The sequence below is a fragment of the Candidatus Avoscillospira sp. LCP25S3_F1 genome (genome assembly GCF_052117125.1).
GTDB lineage: Bacteria > Bacillota > Clostridia > Oscillospirales > Oscillospiraceae > Avoscillospira_A.
The window spans coordinates 1-15,448 of record NZ_JBQKJT010000001.1; the positions used below are offsets into that span (position 1 = coordinate 1).

The 15,448-nt window shown below is 54.1% G+C and carries 17 protein-coding genes, 2 pseudogenes and 3 riboswitches; of the genes and pseudogenes, 9 read left to right on the top strand and 10 right to left on the bottom strand.

The window, feature by feature from the left end; all coding sequences use genetic code 11:
* The 3 genes and pseudogenes from ACTQ33_RS00005 to ACTQ33_RS00015 all read left to right on the top strand — a co-directional run.
* A pseudogene (locus ACTQ33_RS00005) lies at positions 1–509 on the top strand (hypothetical protein); the annotation flags it as partial.
* A gap of 276 nt (positions 510–785) precedes the next feature.
* Positions 786–1,004, top strand: coding sequence for a cation transporter (locus ACTQ33_RS00010; RefSeq protein WP_058966170.1), 219 nt, complete (start codon positions 786–788; stop codon positions 1,002–1,004).
* Positions 1,005–1,096: 92 nt separating this feature from the next.
* On the top strand, positions 1,097–1,363 hold the full coding sequence (locus ACTQ33_RS00015) for a hypothetical protein (RefSeq protein ID WP_441461003.1): 267 nt from the start codon (positions 1,097–1,099) through the stop codon (positions 1,361–1,363).
* 245 nt (positions 1,364–1,608) lie between these two features.
* Here the strand turns inward: ACTQ33_RS00015 and ACTQ33_RS00020 are convergent, their stop codons facing one another.
* From ACTQ33_RS00020 to ACTQ33_RS00045, 6 genes are all read right to left on the bottom strand, one after another.
* The gene (locus ACTQ33_RS00020; RefSeq protein ID WP_441461005.1) at positions 1,609–2,205 is read right to left on the bottom strand and encodes a hypothetical protein; all 597 of its coding nucleotides are present in this window, start codon (positions 2,203–2,205) and stop codon (positions 1,609–1,611) included.
* A 104-nt stretch (positions 2,206–2,309) separates the two neighbouring features.
* A riboswitch (cobalamin riboswitch) is annotated at positions 2,310–2,531 on the bottom strand.
* Positions 2,532–2,535: 4 nt separating this feature from the next.
* On the bottom strand, positions 2,536–2,985 hold the full coding sequence (locus ACTQ33_RS00025) for a homing endonuclease associated repeat-containing protein (RefSeq protein WP_441461007.1): 450 nt from the start codon (positions 2,983–2,985) through the stop codon (positions 2,536–2,538).
* A gap of 526 nt (positions 2,986–3,511) precedes the next feature.
* On the bottom strand, positions 3,512–3,784 hold the full coding sequence (locus tag ACTQ33_RS00030) for a cysteine-rich small domain-containing protein (protein ID WP_441461009.1): 273 nt from the start codon (positions 3,782–3,784) through the stop codon (positions 3,512–3,514).
* 107 nt (positions 3,785–3,891) lie between these two features.
* Positions 3,892–4,123: riboswitch (cobalamin riboswitch) on the bottom strand.
* Positions 4,124–4,159: 36 nt separating this feature from the next.
* On the bottom strand, positions 4,160–4,927 hold the full coding sequence (locus ACTQ33_RS00035) for an ABC transporter ATP-binding protein (RefSeq protein ID WP_441461011.1): 768 nt from the start codon (positions 4,925–4,927) through the stop codon (positions 4,160–4,162).
* 12 nt (positions 4,928–4,939) lie between these two features.
* Complete coding sequence (locus ACTQ33_RS00040) at positions 4,940–5,956, bottom strand: FecCD family ABC transporter permease (RefSeq protein WP_441461013.1); 1,017 nt, start codon at positions 5,954–5,956, stop codon at positions 4,940–4,942.
* Positions 5,953–6,942: an ABC transporter substrate-binding protein gene (locus ACTQ33_RS00045; RefSeq protein WP_441461015.1), complete on the bottom strand. Its 990-nt coding sequence runs from the start codon at positions 6,940–6,942 to the stop codon at positions 5,953–5,955. Before ACTQ33_RS00045 ends, ACTQ33_RS00040 begins: the two co-directional genes overlap by 4 nt.
* A gap of 90 nt (positions 6,943–7,032) precedes the next feature.
* Here ACTQ33_RS00045 and ACTQ33_RS00050 point away from each other — a divergent pair, with 90 nt between their 5' ends.
* Positions 7,033–8,145: an adenosylcobinamide amidohydrolase gene (locus ACTQ33_RS00050; RefSeq protein ID WP_441461017.1), complete on the top strand. Its 1,113-nt coding sequence runs from the start codon at positions 7,033–7,035 to the stop codon at positions 8,143–8,145.
* Between the two features lie 67 nt (positions 8,146–8,212).
* Positions 8,213–8,492: riboswitch (cobalamin riboswitch) on the bottom strand.
* A 163-nt stretch (positions 8,493–8,655) separates the two neighbouring features.
* On the opposite strand, the gene ACTQ33_RS00055 is transcribed toward ACTQ33_RS00050, so the two are convergent.
* Positions 8,656–9,339: an FmdE family protein gene (locus ACTQ33_RS00055; protein WP_441461019.1), complete on the bottom strand. Its 684-nt coding sequence runs from the start codon at positions 9,337–9,339 to the stop codon at positions 8,656–8,658.
* Between the two features lie 98 nt (positions 9,340–9,437).
* On the opposite strand from ACTQ33_RS00055, the gene ACTQ33_RS00060 reads away from it, so the two are divergent.
* Both ACTQ33_RS00060 and ACTQ33_RS00065 read left to right on the top strand, forming a co-directional pair.
* Positions 9,438–9,704, top strand: a complete 267-nt coding sequence (locus ACTQ33_RS00060; RefSeq protein WP_441461021.1) for an AbrB/MazE/SpoVT family DNA-binding domain-containing protein — start codon at positions 9,438–9,440, stop codon at positions 9,702–9,704.
* A complete protein-coding gene (locus ACTQ33_RS00065) occupies positions 9,698–10,036 on the top strand; it encodes a type II toxin-antitoxin system PemK/MazF family toxin (protein ID WP_441461023.1) in 339 nt (112 codons plus the stop codon). Before ACTQ33_RS00060 ends, ACTQ33_RS00065 begins: the two co-directional genes overlap by 7 nt.
* A 59-nt stretch (positions 10,037–10,095) precedes the next feature.
* Here ACTQ33_RS00065 and mobP3 read toward each other — a convergent pair whose 3' ends face one another.
* Entirely contained in the window at positions 10,096–12,048 is a 1,953-nt protein-coding gene (gene mobP3, locus ACTQ33_RS00070) for a MobP3 family relaxase (protein ID WP_441461025.1), read from the bottom strand.
* Positions 12,049–12,051: 3 nt separating this feature from the next.
* Positions 12,052–12,456 carry a hypothetical protein gene (locus tag ACTQ33_RS00075; protein ID WP_441461027.1) on the bottom strand — a complete coding sequence of 135 codons (405 nt, stop codon included), beginning with the start codon at positions 12,454–12,456 and terminating at the stop codon, positions 12,052–12,054.
* Positions 12,457–12,916: 460 nt separating this feature from the next.
* Between ACTQ33_RS00075 and ACTQ33_RS00080 the strand changes: the two are divergent.
* Positions 12,917–13,106: pseudogene (locus tag ACTQ33_RS00080) on the top strand (hypothetical protein); the annotation flags it as partial.
* 28 nt (positions 13,107–13,134) lie between these two features.
* Here the strand turns inward: ACTQ33_RS00080 and ACTQ33_RS00085 are convergent.
* The gene (locus tag ACTQ33_RS00085; protein ID WP_275533054.1) at positions 13,135–13,380 is read right to left on the bottom strand and encodes a helix-turn-helix domain-containing protein; all 246 of its coding nucleotides are present in this window, start codon (positions 13,378–13,380) and stop codon (positions 13,135–13,137) included.
* A 113-nt stretch (positions 13,381–13,493) separates the two neighbouring features.
* On the opposite strand from ACTQ33_RS00085, the gene ACTQ33_RS00090 reads away from it, so the two are divergent.
* A complete protein-coding gene (locus ACTQ33_RS00090; protein ID WP_441461029.1) occupies positions 13,494–13,931 on the top strand; it encodes a hypothetical protein in 438 nt (145 codons plus the stop codon).
* Positions 13,932–13,963: 32 nt separating this feature from the next.
* Positions 13,964–15,376, top strand: coding sequence for a relaxase/mobilization nuclease domain-containing protein (locus ACTQ33_RS00095; RefSeq protein ID WP_441461031.1), 1,413 nt, complete (start codon positions 13,964–13,966; stop codon positions 15,374–15,376).
* The last annotated feature ends 72 nt before the right edge of the window (positions 15,377–15,448 follow it).

The following is a 15,448-nucleotide window of genomic DNA, read 5'->3' on the forward strand; positions in this document are numbered from 1 at the left end:
TAGCGAGGTGGCGGCGTACCTTTTTTGTCCTTTTGCTGTTCCATTTTTTTCGCCCCTTTCTATTCCAGTTTACGACTGATTTTTCTGTCCGTCAATTCGGGTATGGGGGCACGGGTATTCGCACTGTCTGCTTTATTGCCCCTGTCTTTCCGGGTATCACAGATTTTGAGGCTATCTTCCATCAGGTCAGAAACCAATGTGACCTGATATGGCTAGAAAATCTAAATCTGCGAGGCGGATTCAAAAAAGACATCCTGGACTATATTCGTAAAAAATATTCTGACTTGGTTCCGCTGTACGACGCGATCTACAACAAGGGAGACAGAAGCTATTTCCATGGTTTGGAGGATCAAGCGGAGCGGCTGGCAAAAGAATACAGCTGTCCCTTCGTGGACAACGAGCTGCCCTACGGACGAGCAGAGCCTGGGCACCCCATAATCGTGGATTACTTTTACCATGAGGAAGTGCGTGGCTCAGAAAACACCGGGCGACGCAACCCCCAAAAATAATTTGTGAAGCAGAACAAGGTTCTGACATGGAGCTATGCTTCCGTGTCAGAACCTTTTTTGCATGGCGATGTTGTTATATCTCGCCCCTTTGTCAATGCATTGAAATGTGTCCATAAAAGCTGCATTTTCCCAAGTAGCAGAACCTTTTACCCAAACGGCAGGATGTGCGTCCAAAGCATTGACGAAGCCAGTTTATCCAAGTATGATAAAGACACAATTAAACAACGATTTAATTGTTCTGGTAACAGGAACAAATTAAGAGAGGAGTTTTCCAAAATGAAAAAAACTTATAAGATCGAAGTAGACTGCGCTAACTGCGCCAACCTGATGGAAGACGCAGCTCGCAAGACCAGCGGCGTGCAGAACGCTACTGTGAACTTCATGACCCAGAAGATGATCGTGGAATTTGCTGAAGGTCAGGAGCCGGCCAGTGTGATGGCTGCTGTGCAGAAGGCTTGCAAGAAGGTGGAGCCTGACTGCGAGATCTTCCTATAAGACCCATTCCACACAGGTGCCCCAGACGCTACGGGCGGAAGGGGCACTTTTTTTAACAAACAAATAAGCAATTATAGAAGGGAAAGAATGATATGCAAGAAATGATTGAAAGCGGCTTGCTGATCGTAGTAGCCGTATTATCAGTTATCCTTCTCTTGATTGGTCAGCGGCCCAGCAGCGGCATGACAAAGAAACAGAAAATTATGTTGGGAAGAATCCTGACCGCCACGGTATTGCTGCTGGCGTTGCAAACTTTGGGTTCCAGCGTTTTTGACCAGTTGGGCGCTGCTGGGCGCTGGGTACGATTGGCGCTTTATTTGGTAGACTATCTCATTATTGGCTATGATATCTGGCCATGATGGACATTACAAAAAAGTGGACTGGGCGGCGGCAGGACTGGAGCCTGATCCACGCTCAGATGGCCATCTATTTTGCCGAGCGTATGCCCGAGTAACACCGCCGGGGCCGGATGTCAGTGACAAGCTGAACGGCTCCGCCACCCTTGACATCCGCCACCACCGGCGTTATGTTGTTGAAAAGGCGAAACGGCGGCAGCCGGATTTCCCCGGCTACCGCCCTGAATAAATTTTGCTCTATTCGCACCTTAAATGGTGTTTACACGGAATTTGGGATTGACCCCAATACGGGATGCACCATCTGACTCGGTGGCAATACCGTACTCTGCTATATCATAGGTAAAGAGGCAGTTTTTGATGGTACCGCCCGTCATGGTTCCAGCAAACCCCGCCGAGACATTATAAGAAAATGTCTCAACACCAGACCAACAGTTATTCACCACACCGCCATCTATGGCAAAAGCCAACGCTCCGGCTGCATTCTCTACCTCCACTGCGCCGTCCAACAGCAGGTTCTGCACATTACCGCTCAGCTCATTGAACAGCGGCTGACCGGCCAACGTGATGGTGTGGCCATCACCGTCCAACGTGCCGGAAAAGTCGATGGCAGTCCATTCGTGCAGTTCGATATCTGCACCGAGTTTATACGCGCCGTGCCCCATGTTTTGCAGCGCATTCTGGTCATCAATGACCCACTCTGCTTCTCTCTCCGCACCGGCTGTATGCAGGAGGTACTCTGTCTCTACAGCGGCGGTGCCATTCTCCGACGCGGCCTCCGCATGCACCGGAGCCATGCCGAGCAGCAGAGACAGCGCCAGCAGTATGCTTAACATACGTTTTTTCATAGGTTCCCAATTCTCCTTTGACTGTCGCTCTGTCAGGGCATAAAAAATGCCGTGACAGATCCCAATGATCGCCACAGCCGTTTTCCCATGGTTGGCCGCGTTGCGGCCGCTTCGCATTCCTTGTAGGTCTTCTGACTCACGCCTGCAGGGTCTTCCCCACGACGCCGGATCTGCCTTCCCAGTTTCCCAGTGACCGACTTTCGTCAACGATCCGGTATCTCAGCGCATACAGCGGCGGTTACCGTTCAGGATTCTCACCCGATTCCCTTGTTCATCCCTCCCTCTGCTACTGCCGAGACAGGGCCACAACAAATGCTCCCCTATTTACTTTTAAACAGAGTTCCCCCTTTCCATCTGCCACGTTTGAAATGCTTCTGCGGCAGCAATTACATTTTCCCAAGAGCGGAATCGCTCACAAAGGACTTTGGCTTGCGGTACATCCCGCTTGCGCGGCGGATACCCGAGGCGGCATCTGCGTTGCGTAACATCCTCCAATGCATTACAAATATCCGGCCGTTCCAGCAGCATTTGCTCCCAATCTGGGATCGTTAGATCCGGTACTGGTAATCGCCGCATTCCAGCTGCCCGCAGCGCTGCCGGCCAAGTGCCAAACCGGGCTTTCAGATAGATCCGATACAGAAAAAAAATCTCTCCCTGCGTTGGTGCACGCCCAATACGAATGGCCGCTTCTCGCAGAACATCCAACAGCTCTTGATCAGAATAGCTGGCATAGATGGCTTTACCAATGCCGCTGGACAAGGTAAAGGATTGATAAAGCATGCGCAATTCCTTTTCCTGGTTCTCCCCATCTGTTCGTTTTGTTTGGGCTTGCTGTGCTAAATTTTGTATGGTATCTCGATATCGCTCCAGCTCTTGCGGTGTCAATTTTGCTGGACGAGCCTGCCTTCGCTTGCTAACGGTCTACACCCCCTTTCGACTTTGGGACCTGCTGCCAATCCGAAAAATAAAAAATCCGGCAGACAATGGCGTCTGCCGGAAAAGCAGATATCCATTGCCGATCCCTGCAAATAGAAGCTTTGAACACATGAAATGCACAAAACCTCCAGCCATCCCCAAACATGGGCATGGCTGCAAAAATCGGCAATGGATACCACCTTGATCAATTACCATGGAGCAGGCTGACAATCCTGGCTTATGGCCGGAGCCAAATACAGTAGAGGTAAGACTGCGCCGGATTCACACCGGCTTGTCAGTTGGCATATGTCAAGCATATGACCTGCTCACAGCCCGTATTGTAACCGATTTTTGCAGACGTGTCAAGAACATATCCAGGCACTTTCATACGCTATGGCTGTTCTGATTCTTTCATCATTTTTTCCAGCTCAGGATACTTGCCTATGATGTCGTCATATCGGTCTTTTTGATGGGGGATCGTACATGCGCTGCAGTCCTTACGGCCATTATATAAATACTGATAATTTCCTCCGCAGGCCTTGCCCAAAGCATACAGTGGACAAAAGCAAAACAGACAATTAAACGATTCAGGGTCCTGTGTTGGGTGGCATGGAAAATATTCACATTGCTTGTGTGAAAAAAATTTGTATTGGTTTCCTTCCATGAGCATTCATCTCCTATCCAATCAGTTCAAAAAACGGCTGCGGCAATCCATGGGATCGCCGCAGCCGTTTTTCTGCGTACCAAAAGGAATCCACTGCCCCTGCGGACAACAGATCCTGTCTCTTTGTAGGTCTTCTGACTTACGCTTATGGAGGTGTCCTCCTGCGTCCATATCCTGCCTTCTCAGGTTGCCCCAATGACTGGCTTTCACCAACGGATAGGACCTCAGCGCTTACAGCGGCGGTTACCGTCCGGGATTCACACCCGGTTCCCTTGTCCAGTTTCCGCGCCGCGCATCTTGATCGATAGGCCACGAAAACCACAAAGCTCTCTATATTAAATTCTATGCGTATCGTAGCACCGGGAAAGGCAAACGTCAAGAGACTTGTTCCCAACGCCGGAGAGAGTCCATCATATAGGAGGCTACGTCCATATCATAGACCCCACGGAGAAAGTCTCTCGTTAATACCTCGTTGGCCGATCCCATCCCGGCCACAGCGCCGTTTTTCAGAAACAGCAGCTGATCGGCTAGCATCAGAGAGAGGTTGATATCGTGGAGCACGCCGATGACGGTCCTCCCCTTCTCCTGGGACCAGTTTTTCAGATAGGCCACCAGCTCTGTCTGGTGCTTCAGATCCAGGTGGTTCGTCGGCTCGTCCAGCAGGATGATCTCCGGCTCCTGGGCCAATGTCCGGGCCAGAAACACCCGCTGAAGCTGGCCGCCCGACAGCTCAGAAATCTGCCGCTCCCGCAGGGGCTCCAAGCCGGTAGCACAAAGGTACTGCTCTACACACCGCTTGTCCTCCCTAGAGGGCGACGCAAAGAACCCGCGGCGTAGCTTCTGATACCGGCCCATCATCACCGTTTCATACACGGTAAAGGAAAAATAAACGGTGCTCATCTGGCTCATCATGGCCATATGGGAGGCGATCTCCGGCCGGCGCATGGCGGCAATGGACTTGCCATCCAGCGTCAGCTCGCCCCGGCTGTCCAGGAGACCGGCAACGGTGCGCAGCAATGTGCTTTTGCCGCAGCCGTTGGGCCCCAGAATGCACAGATTCTGCCCCAACGGGAGGTCAAAGGTAATATCGTGCAGGACGTCTCCAGTTCCATATCCCGCACAAACATTTTTCAGATGCAGCATGGATCAATCACCTCATTTCAGCTTTCTGCCGCGGAAGAACACCAGGGCAAAGAACGGCGCGCCCACCAGTGCCGTCACGGCTCCCACGGGAATGATGGTTGGAGCCAGCACCGTGCGGGAGACCAGCTCTGCCAACATGAGAAATGCACCACCAAACAGTGCCGACAAGGGCAGCACCAGCCGGTGGGCCGATCCAAATATCCGGCGCACCATATGGGGCGCAATCAGATCCACAAAGCCGATGACGCCCACCAGGGAAACGGCTGTACCGGTCAGCAGTGCGGCAACTCCGATCAGGATCAATTTCACCCGCTTGAGGTCCACACCAATGGACATGGCTTGTTCCTCACCAAAGCTCATGATGTCCATTTCCGGGGTAAACCGCTGCAGTACCAGCATGGAGATTACAAGAATCGGGAACATCACCGCCACATGGGACCAGTCCCGGCCGGAAAAGCCGCCCATCTGCCAGAAGACCATCTGCTGCAGGTGCTCCCGGGACAAGGCGGTGAGCAGCGTCAAAATGGCGTTGACGAACAACGAGAACACCATACCCACCAGTATGACCGTCTGGTTCTCCATCTTGCCATCCAGCCGGGATGCAAAGGCCAGGGCCAGAAACACCGTGGCCAGGCCGCCGATAAATCCGGCTGCCGGCAGCGTAAAGAGTCCCAGAAGCGGGATCGTAAATCCTGTGACCATGACCAGCGCCGCGCAGAGACTGGCGCCGGAGGAAACACCCAGCGTATAGGAGGAGGCCAGAGGATTCTTCAGGATGGACTGCATGACCGTGCCGCTGGCAGACAGGGTCGCGCCGGTCAGGAAAGCCAGCACCGCTCGGGGAAATCGCATTCCCCAGACGATGGAGCTCAGGTTGGGATCGATGGTTCCGGGTTCTCCAGACAGCTTGGCGATCAAAATGGCCACCACCTGTCCAGGCGTCAGGTTCACAGAGCCTATGGCGATGCTGCCGATGAGAATGAGCAGGGCCGCGGCGACCGCAAGGAGGATCTTACCTGTCCGCTTCATGCAGCGTCACCCGCGGCAAAGGGATCTTCGATGGCTGCGTAGGCGTCGGGATAGATCATCTTGGCCATCTGCTTCATGCCGTCGATCACATGGAGGTTGGGCAAGGACACCGCATTGGTGTTGACCAGATACACATCCTCATTGGCCACGGCGGTGACATTCTCCCAACCAGTCCGACCCAGGATCTCCCCTACCGGGTCCTCCACATAGTCCACCATGGTCAGGATCACATCAGGATTCAGCGCAATTACCGATTCCTCCGTTACGGAGACAAAGCCCTCCTGGTCAGCAAAGATGTTCTCCGCCCCGATAACTGTGAGCATCTCCTGCATAAAGGTACCACTACCGGCAGTATAGATATCAGGAGCACAGGCGATCTCCACTACTACACGCTTTTTGTTCCGAATACCTGCGCCAATCTCAGACAGCTGGTCCAGTTCCTTCTGGAACTGCGCGATTAGAGCCTCGCAGATTTCCTCAGCATCCACACAGTCCGCAATAAACCGGGTATCCTCCAGCATGGTATCGATACCGGAAGCAGACGGAATATCCGCCACGCAGACACCCACGTCCCGCAGGGGCTTGAAGGGGTCTGTGCCGGTGGAGGCGCTCATACCGGTGGTAAAGATCAGATCTGCATTCAAAACGGCCATCTGCTCCGTGTCTGGCTCCATCATATCGAAGGTCGGCAGATTCTCCAGGCCGAAATACATGGCAGAATAGGTGTCTACGGCAACGAGCTTGTCCTTCATCCCCAGGTCCAGCAGAGTCTGGGTGGCAGAGGGCGCCATGGAGATGATGCTGTCCACCTGATCCGGCAGCGTGATGGGATTGCCGCTGCGGTCGGTGTCTGGGCGGTCATTCGCAGTTTCCTGCGTCTGTTGGGACTGCGCATCCAGCTCCGTAGTTTCCGCGGGAGCGCATGCAGTCAGGGCGGTCAAAAGCAGCAGGATCATCACAAGGGCGAGTGCGGTTCGAAGTTTCATTGAAAACAATTCCTTTCTTCTTTTCCTGTGTGCAGTTATTTGGTATAATCCATACAGAACATCTCAGAGAATCCCGGAGGATAAAGATGTATGGAACGCAACTTTAAACTGTGCAACGGCGATCGCCTTACCTGTACGGAACAGGCCGCTGTTTTTCGCTTTTCCGGCCCCCGTATGGTGTTGTCCACTGGGGCCAACGGCGGCGGAATGCGAAGCGATCTGATCGCTGCATTCAATTACTGCGACTGCGGCACCGCGGGTGTATGCCAGCCCATGGAAGGCCATACACTGCGGGAGCACCAGCGTGCGGTGGCTCGACGGCTGGGGTTGGACCCGGACCATTCCACCGGTCTGGACACAGCGGCAAATCTTGACAACATGGTCGTCATCACCAAGCGGTGGGAGGATCTGCAAATCACCGCCGCAGTCTCCGGCGGCGCCGACGTCAACGCCCTCTGTGCGGGTGATCCTACATTTCTGACCGAGACTGACGGTGCGCCGTGTCCTGTGCCGCCCGGGACCATCAACATATTCCTGGTCACAGACCGTCCCCTCTCTCCCGGCGCCATGGCTGAACTGATCATGACTGCCACCGAAGCCAAGACCGCCGTGCTCCGGGACTTGATGCAGGGCAGCAGCGTTTCGCAGGAGCTTGCCACGGGGACCGGTACCGACGGCATGGTCATCATCTGCGGCATCGGAGAAGACGGTATGCTGCTGAACGCCGGAAAGCACTTCAAATTTGGAGAGCTGGCGGCATTGGCCGTCCGGGAAGCCGTCACGGAAGCACTGTTCCGACAAACGGGTTTCTGTGCCCGAGAGCAGCATTCCGTCCTCCGTCGACTGCATCGCTTCGGTATCACCGCAGAAGCGTTGTCAGCCAAATGTCTGGCACAGCTGCCGGGACAGCGCGCTGCATTGGACAGGGCTTTGGAAAAGCTTGACCAAGATTCTTTCTTAGTGAGTGCCACGGCGCTCTATATCCATCTGGAGGATCAGCGCCGCGCAGGTATGCTGACAGAACTGGAGGCTGGGGACTGGGTCGACCATCTTCTGCGTCAGATCCAGCAGCACTATCACTGCGATTTTCCCATACTCCCGGAAGCGGATCTTCCGGAAAAGCTGGCACAGTTTCTCTGCGCGCTGCTCCTGGCCAACCTGCGGGAGCGGGAACGTCTCTACCCCGATCTGCCCCCCATCTGAATCCATAAAAAAAGCGGCAGCAGATGCTGCCGCTTTTCCAGACAAAACGGGTGTTATTTCCAGTAGAAATGACATCCGTCATTTTGTAGGTCTTCTGACTTGCATATCCCGATGCAGACCAGTGCATCCGCGCCTCTGTTTCGCCTTCCCAGCCAAGCCATTACAGCCCGCCAGTGACCTGCTTTCGCAGAAAAAACAGACACTCTATGCTCACAGCTACAGAGTCCGGGACCGATTTGGTCGTCGGAAACGTGTTTGGGAGTTTCACCCAATTCCCTTGTTCAGCAGAACGGTTCGGCGTGTTTCGTCGGAAAACGCGCCGTTGCCACAAAAGTCGGAGCAAACTATGAATTTACTCATCATTATATAATAGTTTTCCAAGAAGTCAAGAAACATCATTCTTCTCAACCGTGTTCTTTGCAGGCGGATAAAACCATTGATCAAGTGGTGGTTTTACCCACCTGTTATGCGTTTGTGGCCGGTGTTACACAACCTGTTGGTCCTCAAACCTCAAACCTCAAACCGATTATAATTCGGATAGCAGTCGAGGCACAGTTTTTTGTCTCCGGCCAAGCGAATCCAGTTCGCTCCTGTGGTTTCTCCACAACAATCACATACATAAGAATCGAACAGCCGAGCCGGTTCCGGCAGTGTAATCACAGCCGGCTTCACCTCAAACAGTTCCTTTGGCTCCTTGCCCTGTAAATAGGCAAAGGACTCTTCTCGGCTCATGCCCTCCGGCCGGGGTTTCAACACCAGCCGAACCGAATTCCCCGTCCTACGGTTGTAGAAAGAGAATGCCTGCTTGCCCCGTAAGTGAAACAACAGATTACCCTTACCAATGCTGCACCCCAGTAGAGCCTGGATAGCATCCACGCCACAGGCATCGTTTTCGCTGATGCACACCACCTGCTCATCGTCGGAAAATTCCAGTTTCAGCAGTTCCATGGCGTACAGTGCCGCCTTGTAGCTAAGGTTGTAGAAACGCTGCACAAAGCTGACAGCATGACCGCCCCGGCCCTCGGCGTGGTCATACCATTCGTTGCCGCGGACGGTGACACTGTGGTCGCTGGCCAGACGCTTTTCTCTGCCGGAAGCCAGGAGTTTTTCGCCATGGCATCGGAGAAACACCTCCAGATCCACCGATGCAGCCTGTTGTTTCTGTTCCTCTGTAAAGTGAATATACGTTGACATCTGATTCACTCCTCACCTTTTTGTTCTGTACTGCATAATCTGGGCTTGATATAAGTTTATACTTTGTATATACTATAGTTGTAAAGGAGGTGCGCACCATGTACGCAACCATTCAGAAATGGGGCAACAGTCAGGGGCTGCGGATTCCCAAGGCGCTTCTGGATGCCATCGGCCTGCGGGAAAACGACCGGGTAGAGCTGGTACAGCTGGAGAATGGGATTCGCATTCAAAAAGCTGCGCAGCCGCAGCACCGCTCACTGGAAGAACGACTGACCGCGTTTTACGGCAAACCCATAGAAGAAATTGAAACCATTGACTCTGAAGAAGTAGACTGGGGTAAGCCGGAGGGGCAGGAACTATGGTGATGGTATTTGAGCAAGGCGATATCGTTTATCTGGATTTTGATCCCCAGGCAGGACATGAACAGCGGGGCCGTCGGCCAGCGCTGGTGGTCAGCAACAACCTCTTTAACCGTGTCAGCAGTCTGACCATGGTCTGTCCCATTACCCACACAGATCGCGGCCATCCATTTCACCTTCGGCTGGATGGACGCACCAAAACAGATGGCGTGATTCTCTGCGACCAAGCTCGGATGCTGGATCTGCGGAGCCGTCGTGCCGCCTTTGAGGAAAAAGCACCAGAGGATATTACCGCCGAAGCTGTGGACATGATTACCAGTTTTATTGAACTCAAATGAGCAATCGAAGCGCTCCGAACCGGACACATATGTGTCCGGTTTTTTACATACCCAATCTGTCAGTTCTGCATGGTTGGAGAGATTTCCTGCTCCTCGTGGTCATCGGCTTTGTGACCCAGGGCCAACCGTTTTTCCATCAGATATCTACGCCGTTTGGAGTCAATGCGGATTCCGGCTGGGTTATGGGGCGGCGCAGAATTGTCCCGGAAGATTCTACCCATATGGTGGAGCAGTTTGGTTGCCACCAGCATCACGGACGGATCACGGAACTGGTCGAAGCGGTCGAGGAAGAATTGCGCGTACTGGTTGCCCTGATCAGCCGAGCGGGTGAACCACTCTCTGGCCTGCTCCCGATCCTGTTCCACATCCCGGCCCAGAAGATACAGCTTTCCTAAGGTGTATTGTGCAAATGGATTTCCTTGTCCGGCAGCAGCGGTCAGGTACGCCAGAGCCTTTGCTACATCCTTTGTCACAGACTCACCCGTGAGGTAGAGCTTCCCCAAGCGGTATTGGGCAAACTGATTCCCATGTTCGGCAGCTTTATCCAGCCATCGCATTGCCTCCGCTGTGCGCTTCCGGGAAAGGAGCAGTTTTCCGAGGGCATATTCCGAGAAGTCGTTTCCGGCTTCTGCGGACAATCGAAACCACCGCTCGGCTTTTTCATGGTCCCGCATGGTGGAGAGGTCATCCCGGTAGAACTTACCCAGCTGGTGGGCTGCCATCGTATATCCCTCTGCCCAGAGCTGCTCCAACTCCCGAACCGCTTCTGCGTGTTCCTCATCCAGCGCATAGACATCCTGCAGAACGGATTTAGCAGCACGGTAGCGCTGTGCCTGTTCCCATGTACCGTATGTTGGCTGCTCCGCCTCCCCCACCGGTTCGTCACACATATCCTTGTCCTCAAACGTCGGGAGGCCGAGACGGATGTTCTCGGCCTCCCGGATGATATCGTTCTTGATTCTGCGAAACTCTTTCTGCTGAGAGAGCGGGAGATGCTCCCGTAGTGTGCGGCTGCCGTAGCACTCGCTCAGCTCGTCCAGGATCTGATTCCAGATTTCATAACACTGCGCCACTTCCGGCTGTCGGGACAGCTCGTCCACGATACCATCCACCAGAGCTTTCAGCGGTTTCTTCAGATAACCGTATTGCTTCTTTCCGGTGGTGTTTTCCAGCGCCTGCACCAGCTGGCGCATCGTATCCTCGATGACCGGATTGTCGCAGAGCTGGTGATTCATCCTGCGGATCAGCTCCCGCATGGTGTCCTGGGCTGTTTCGACCAGCTCTTTGTAGGCCACATCTTTCCGCTCGTAAATCTGATTCATCTCATCCCGGAAGATGGTGTTGGTCAGCTTGGGGCGCATAGCCGCAATGCCATCCCTGGTCAGGAAGCCCTCCTTGGGATTGTCTGACCAGACCATCATATGGATGTGTGGGTGATGGCCCTCATCGTGGAAGGCAGCATACCAGCGGAAGTGATCCGGCGAGATCTTCATGGCCCTGGCCAGATCCGGCGCATGCATCATGAGGAGCGCACGCCACGCCTCCGCACTGTCGTATCCCAGACGAGCGGCATCCGCACGGCGCAGGGAATAGATAAGCGTCCATACATTTCCAATATGGGCCTCCAGTTCCGCACGCGCCGCGTCAAGATTCACCGCGGCGGCGGCACTGAACAGGCCGTGGGCGCCGCGCAGCTCCACCCGAGGTCGGGTGGCGATGTAGGACAGATACCCGCTCTCTGAATTCATCTCATGAAGGTTTGCATCCAGCGCCATGGTGATGAATGCGGAGGCAGTTCCAAGTGTTGGGGTCTTGCAGTAGTCCTCGTACTCGAACAGCTCCGCAGCATCGGGGAAGTCATGGAGCAGTTTTTGAATCAGTTCCCGCTGTCCCTTGGTAACCGGACCGTTGCCGGACAGCTTCTCCACGCCTTCCCGGGTGGCAATGTACGCCATATATCCGCCGGCCTTTCCCGCCCGGATGTAACCGCTTTTTTGTACGAGCTTCACCATAGGTTACACCGACTTCTGAAAATCCAGCGCGTCCTGGAACGAGATGCGTCCATTGGTACGCTTCATATCCCGGATGGCCTTGCCACGCAGACGCTGGTACTCACCTTCGTCGATGTCGGTGTCGTAGGCAATGATCTGCGACAGCACATGGAGATCCACGCCCTGCCGGAACAGCAGCGTACCCATGCGCCCGGCGAAGTGATCCAGCGTGCCAGTCAGTACGGCAGCGAGTACCCCGGGCAGGAACGCAGCGGCGTTCTTCGTACTCAGATAGCCGAGATAAAACACCACCGCTTTTTCAATGAATTCACTTTGACTCCTGCAATTGTCCGTCCGAAATGTGACCTCAATCTGCTCCTTTACGGAAGGAGTCAGCCAGATTGTCGCTTTCTGTTTTCCCTTGACCATACTACCTCCTCTCGATGGTAGAACCGCTGTAAAACCCCTGCAACAGCGGCATTTTTTCAAAAGAGAGCGTTCCTCCGCCGTTTTTCCCGCCAAAGGAACGGCCTGTCCAAAGGCCGGAAACTGCCCGCACTGCGGGCAGTTGTGGATGGCCCGGCGCACAAGGAGCGTCGGGGCTTTCTCCCGCTTCGTTTCCGTCCTCCCGTACCGCTCCAGAAATCGGGCCATTGCGGGCGTTTTTGTGCTAGGATGGGCATGGAGCCCTCCGCCGCCGGAAAGCCGCACACAGCGGCCCACCGGGCGCAGCACGGCGCTACATCTGCATCTCTGTATCTGCCTGAGTCTGCTCGGCCAGATGGCCCCAATTATGCACCACCACAGTTCGATTTCACTGTTCCCGATCAGCACATTATCCCCATTTTCAATCCGCCATGTTCCATTGCGGGACTGTGCGTCATGAGATACCGAGGGAATTGCCGAGGTAAAGCACAGCGGCGGTGAGCGTTTCACAGTCAAGCAGCTGGAACGCACCAAGAAATCTCTTGAGGCCAGACTGGAAAAGCTCCAGGCCGAGGGCCGTAAGGACGATGTGGTGACTTTCGAGCAACTAGGCGTGGATCGGCTGTTTGTGGATGAGGCACACAATTATGATAAGACCTCCGGCGAAGCTCGTCGGAGGTCTTATGGTTCCAGATTATCTTCCTTGAAAAGTGGCGAAGCAAAAAAGGTGTCTATTCCAATTCCCAGCCCCTGGCACATCTCATGGATGATTCGCAGCTTTACAGAATCGTAAGAACAGTTGATGATATTGCCAATGGTGGACTTGGGAACGCCGCTTTTCATATACAGCTGATACTGCGTCATCTTCCGCTCCTCCAGCAATTCTGAAAGGCGTCTGCTGACCGCCTGATTTAGCTTCAATCGCACTCACCGTCCCTGTCCCTGTACTAAAGTTATTATATGGGCAGGCGTGTGAAAATTAGTCCCTGTACCTGTACCAATGGCGTTATTTGCGCTATGATGGAATCAGGGGTGTTTTTATGACAGTGACCTTTTGCGGTCATGCACAGATTTCGCAGAGCGAGAAAATTGAGAACTGGTTATGTGATGTTACGCAGAAACTGATTGAGCAAGGCGCGACTACCTTTTACCTGGGTGGCTATGGAGCTTTTGACAATTTGGCAGCGTCTGTTCTGAGATCACAGAAAAAGCGGTATCCACAGATTGAGCTGATTCTTGTCTTGGCCTATCTTAACACCGGGAGAGACACTTCCGGTTACGATAGCACGGTGTACCCACCGCTGGAGACTGTACCGCGCCGTTTTGCAATTTCGCATAGGAACCGCTGGATGGTAGAGTCCGCCGATGTGGTGGTGGCCTATGTTCTCCATGATTGGGGTGGAGCTGCCACTACGCTGCGGTGCGCCAAACAGAAAAAGAAACAGATTATTTCATACCGTGACGAGATGGGCAGCTGAGGCTGCCCATTTTTTGAAGGGAGGGAAACTTCATGGCAACCACACGCATCATGCCGCTGCATATCGGCAAGGGCCGGACCGAGAGCCGTGCCATCAGCGCGATTATTGACTATGTGGCAAATCCGCAAAAGACAGACCACGGCAGGCTCATCACCGGCTACGAGTGCGACAGCCGTGTAGCCGACGCCGAGTTCATGCTGGCCAAGCGCCAGCATATCGCCGCCACCGGACGGGTCCGTGGAGCGGACGATGTGATCGCCTACCATGTCCGCCAGTCCTTCTGCCCTGGGGAAATCACCCCGGAGGAAGCCAACCGGCTGGGCGTGGAATTTGCCAAGCGGTTCACCAAGGGAAAACACGCCTTTATCGTCTGTACCCACATTGACAAGGCCCATGTCCATAATCATATCATTTGGAGTTCGGTCGACCTGGACTGTGACCGGAAGTTTCGCAACTTTTGGGGCAGCACAAAAGCCGTCCGTCGATTGAGCGACACCATCTGCATTGAGAACGGACTGTCCATTGTCGAGAACCCAAAGCCCCACGGCAAAAGTTACGACCAATGGCTGGGCGATCAGGCGAAGCCCTCCCATCGGGAATTGCTTCGTGCTGCCATAGATAACGCCCTGGCACAAAAGCCTGATGACCTGGACGAGCTGCTGAAGCTGCTCCGGGAATCCGGCTGCGAAGTATCCAAGCGCGGCAAATCCTACCGTTTGAAGCTCCCCGGCTGGGGCAAAGTGTCCCGCCTGGACAGTTTGGGCGACGGCTACACCCTGGAGGACCTGCTGGCTGTCCTCGCCGGACAAAAGAAGCATACGCCCCGTCGGAAGACGGTCAAGCAAGCAGATCCGCCGAAGGTCAATCTGCTGGTTGACATCCAGGCAAAGCTCCAGGCCGGAAAAGGTGCCGGATATGCGAGATGGGCCAAGGTCTTTAATCTGAAACAGATGGCACAGACCGTAAACTATCTCACGGAGCATAACCTGTTGGAGTATGCGGTTCTGGAGGAAAAGGCTGCGGCAGCTACGGCCCACCACAATGAGCTATCTGCCAAAATTAAAGTAGCGGAAAATCGTATGGCAGAGATCGCCGTGCTGCGGACCCATATCATCAACTATGCCAAAACTCGTGACACCTATGTGGCCTACCGGAAGGCCGGTTACTCCAAGAAATTTCGCCAAGAACACGAGGAAGAAATCCTGCTCCATCAGGCGGCAAAAAATGCCTTTGATGATATGGGGGTCAAGAAGCCGCCCAAAGTTAAGGAACTGCAAACCGAGTATGCCCAGCTCCTGGAGGAAAAGAAAAAGACCTATGCCGAGTACCGGCGCTCCCGTGAGGAAATGCGGGAGTTGCTGGCAGCAAAGGCCAATGTAGATCGGCTCTTAAACATGGAGGCAGAACACGATACCGAAAGAGAAAAAGGCCACGAGCAGCGGTGAGCTGATCGTGGCCTAAAGCGTTCGCAGAACGCGCAGCCGCAGAATGAAATTCTGCGTTCATGGGGGCTTGGG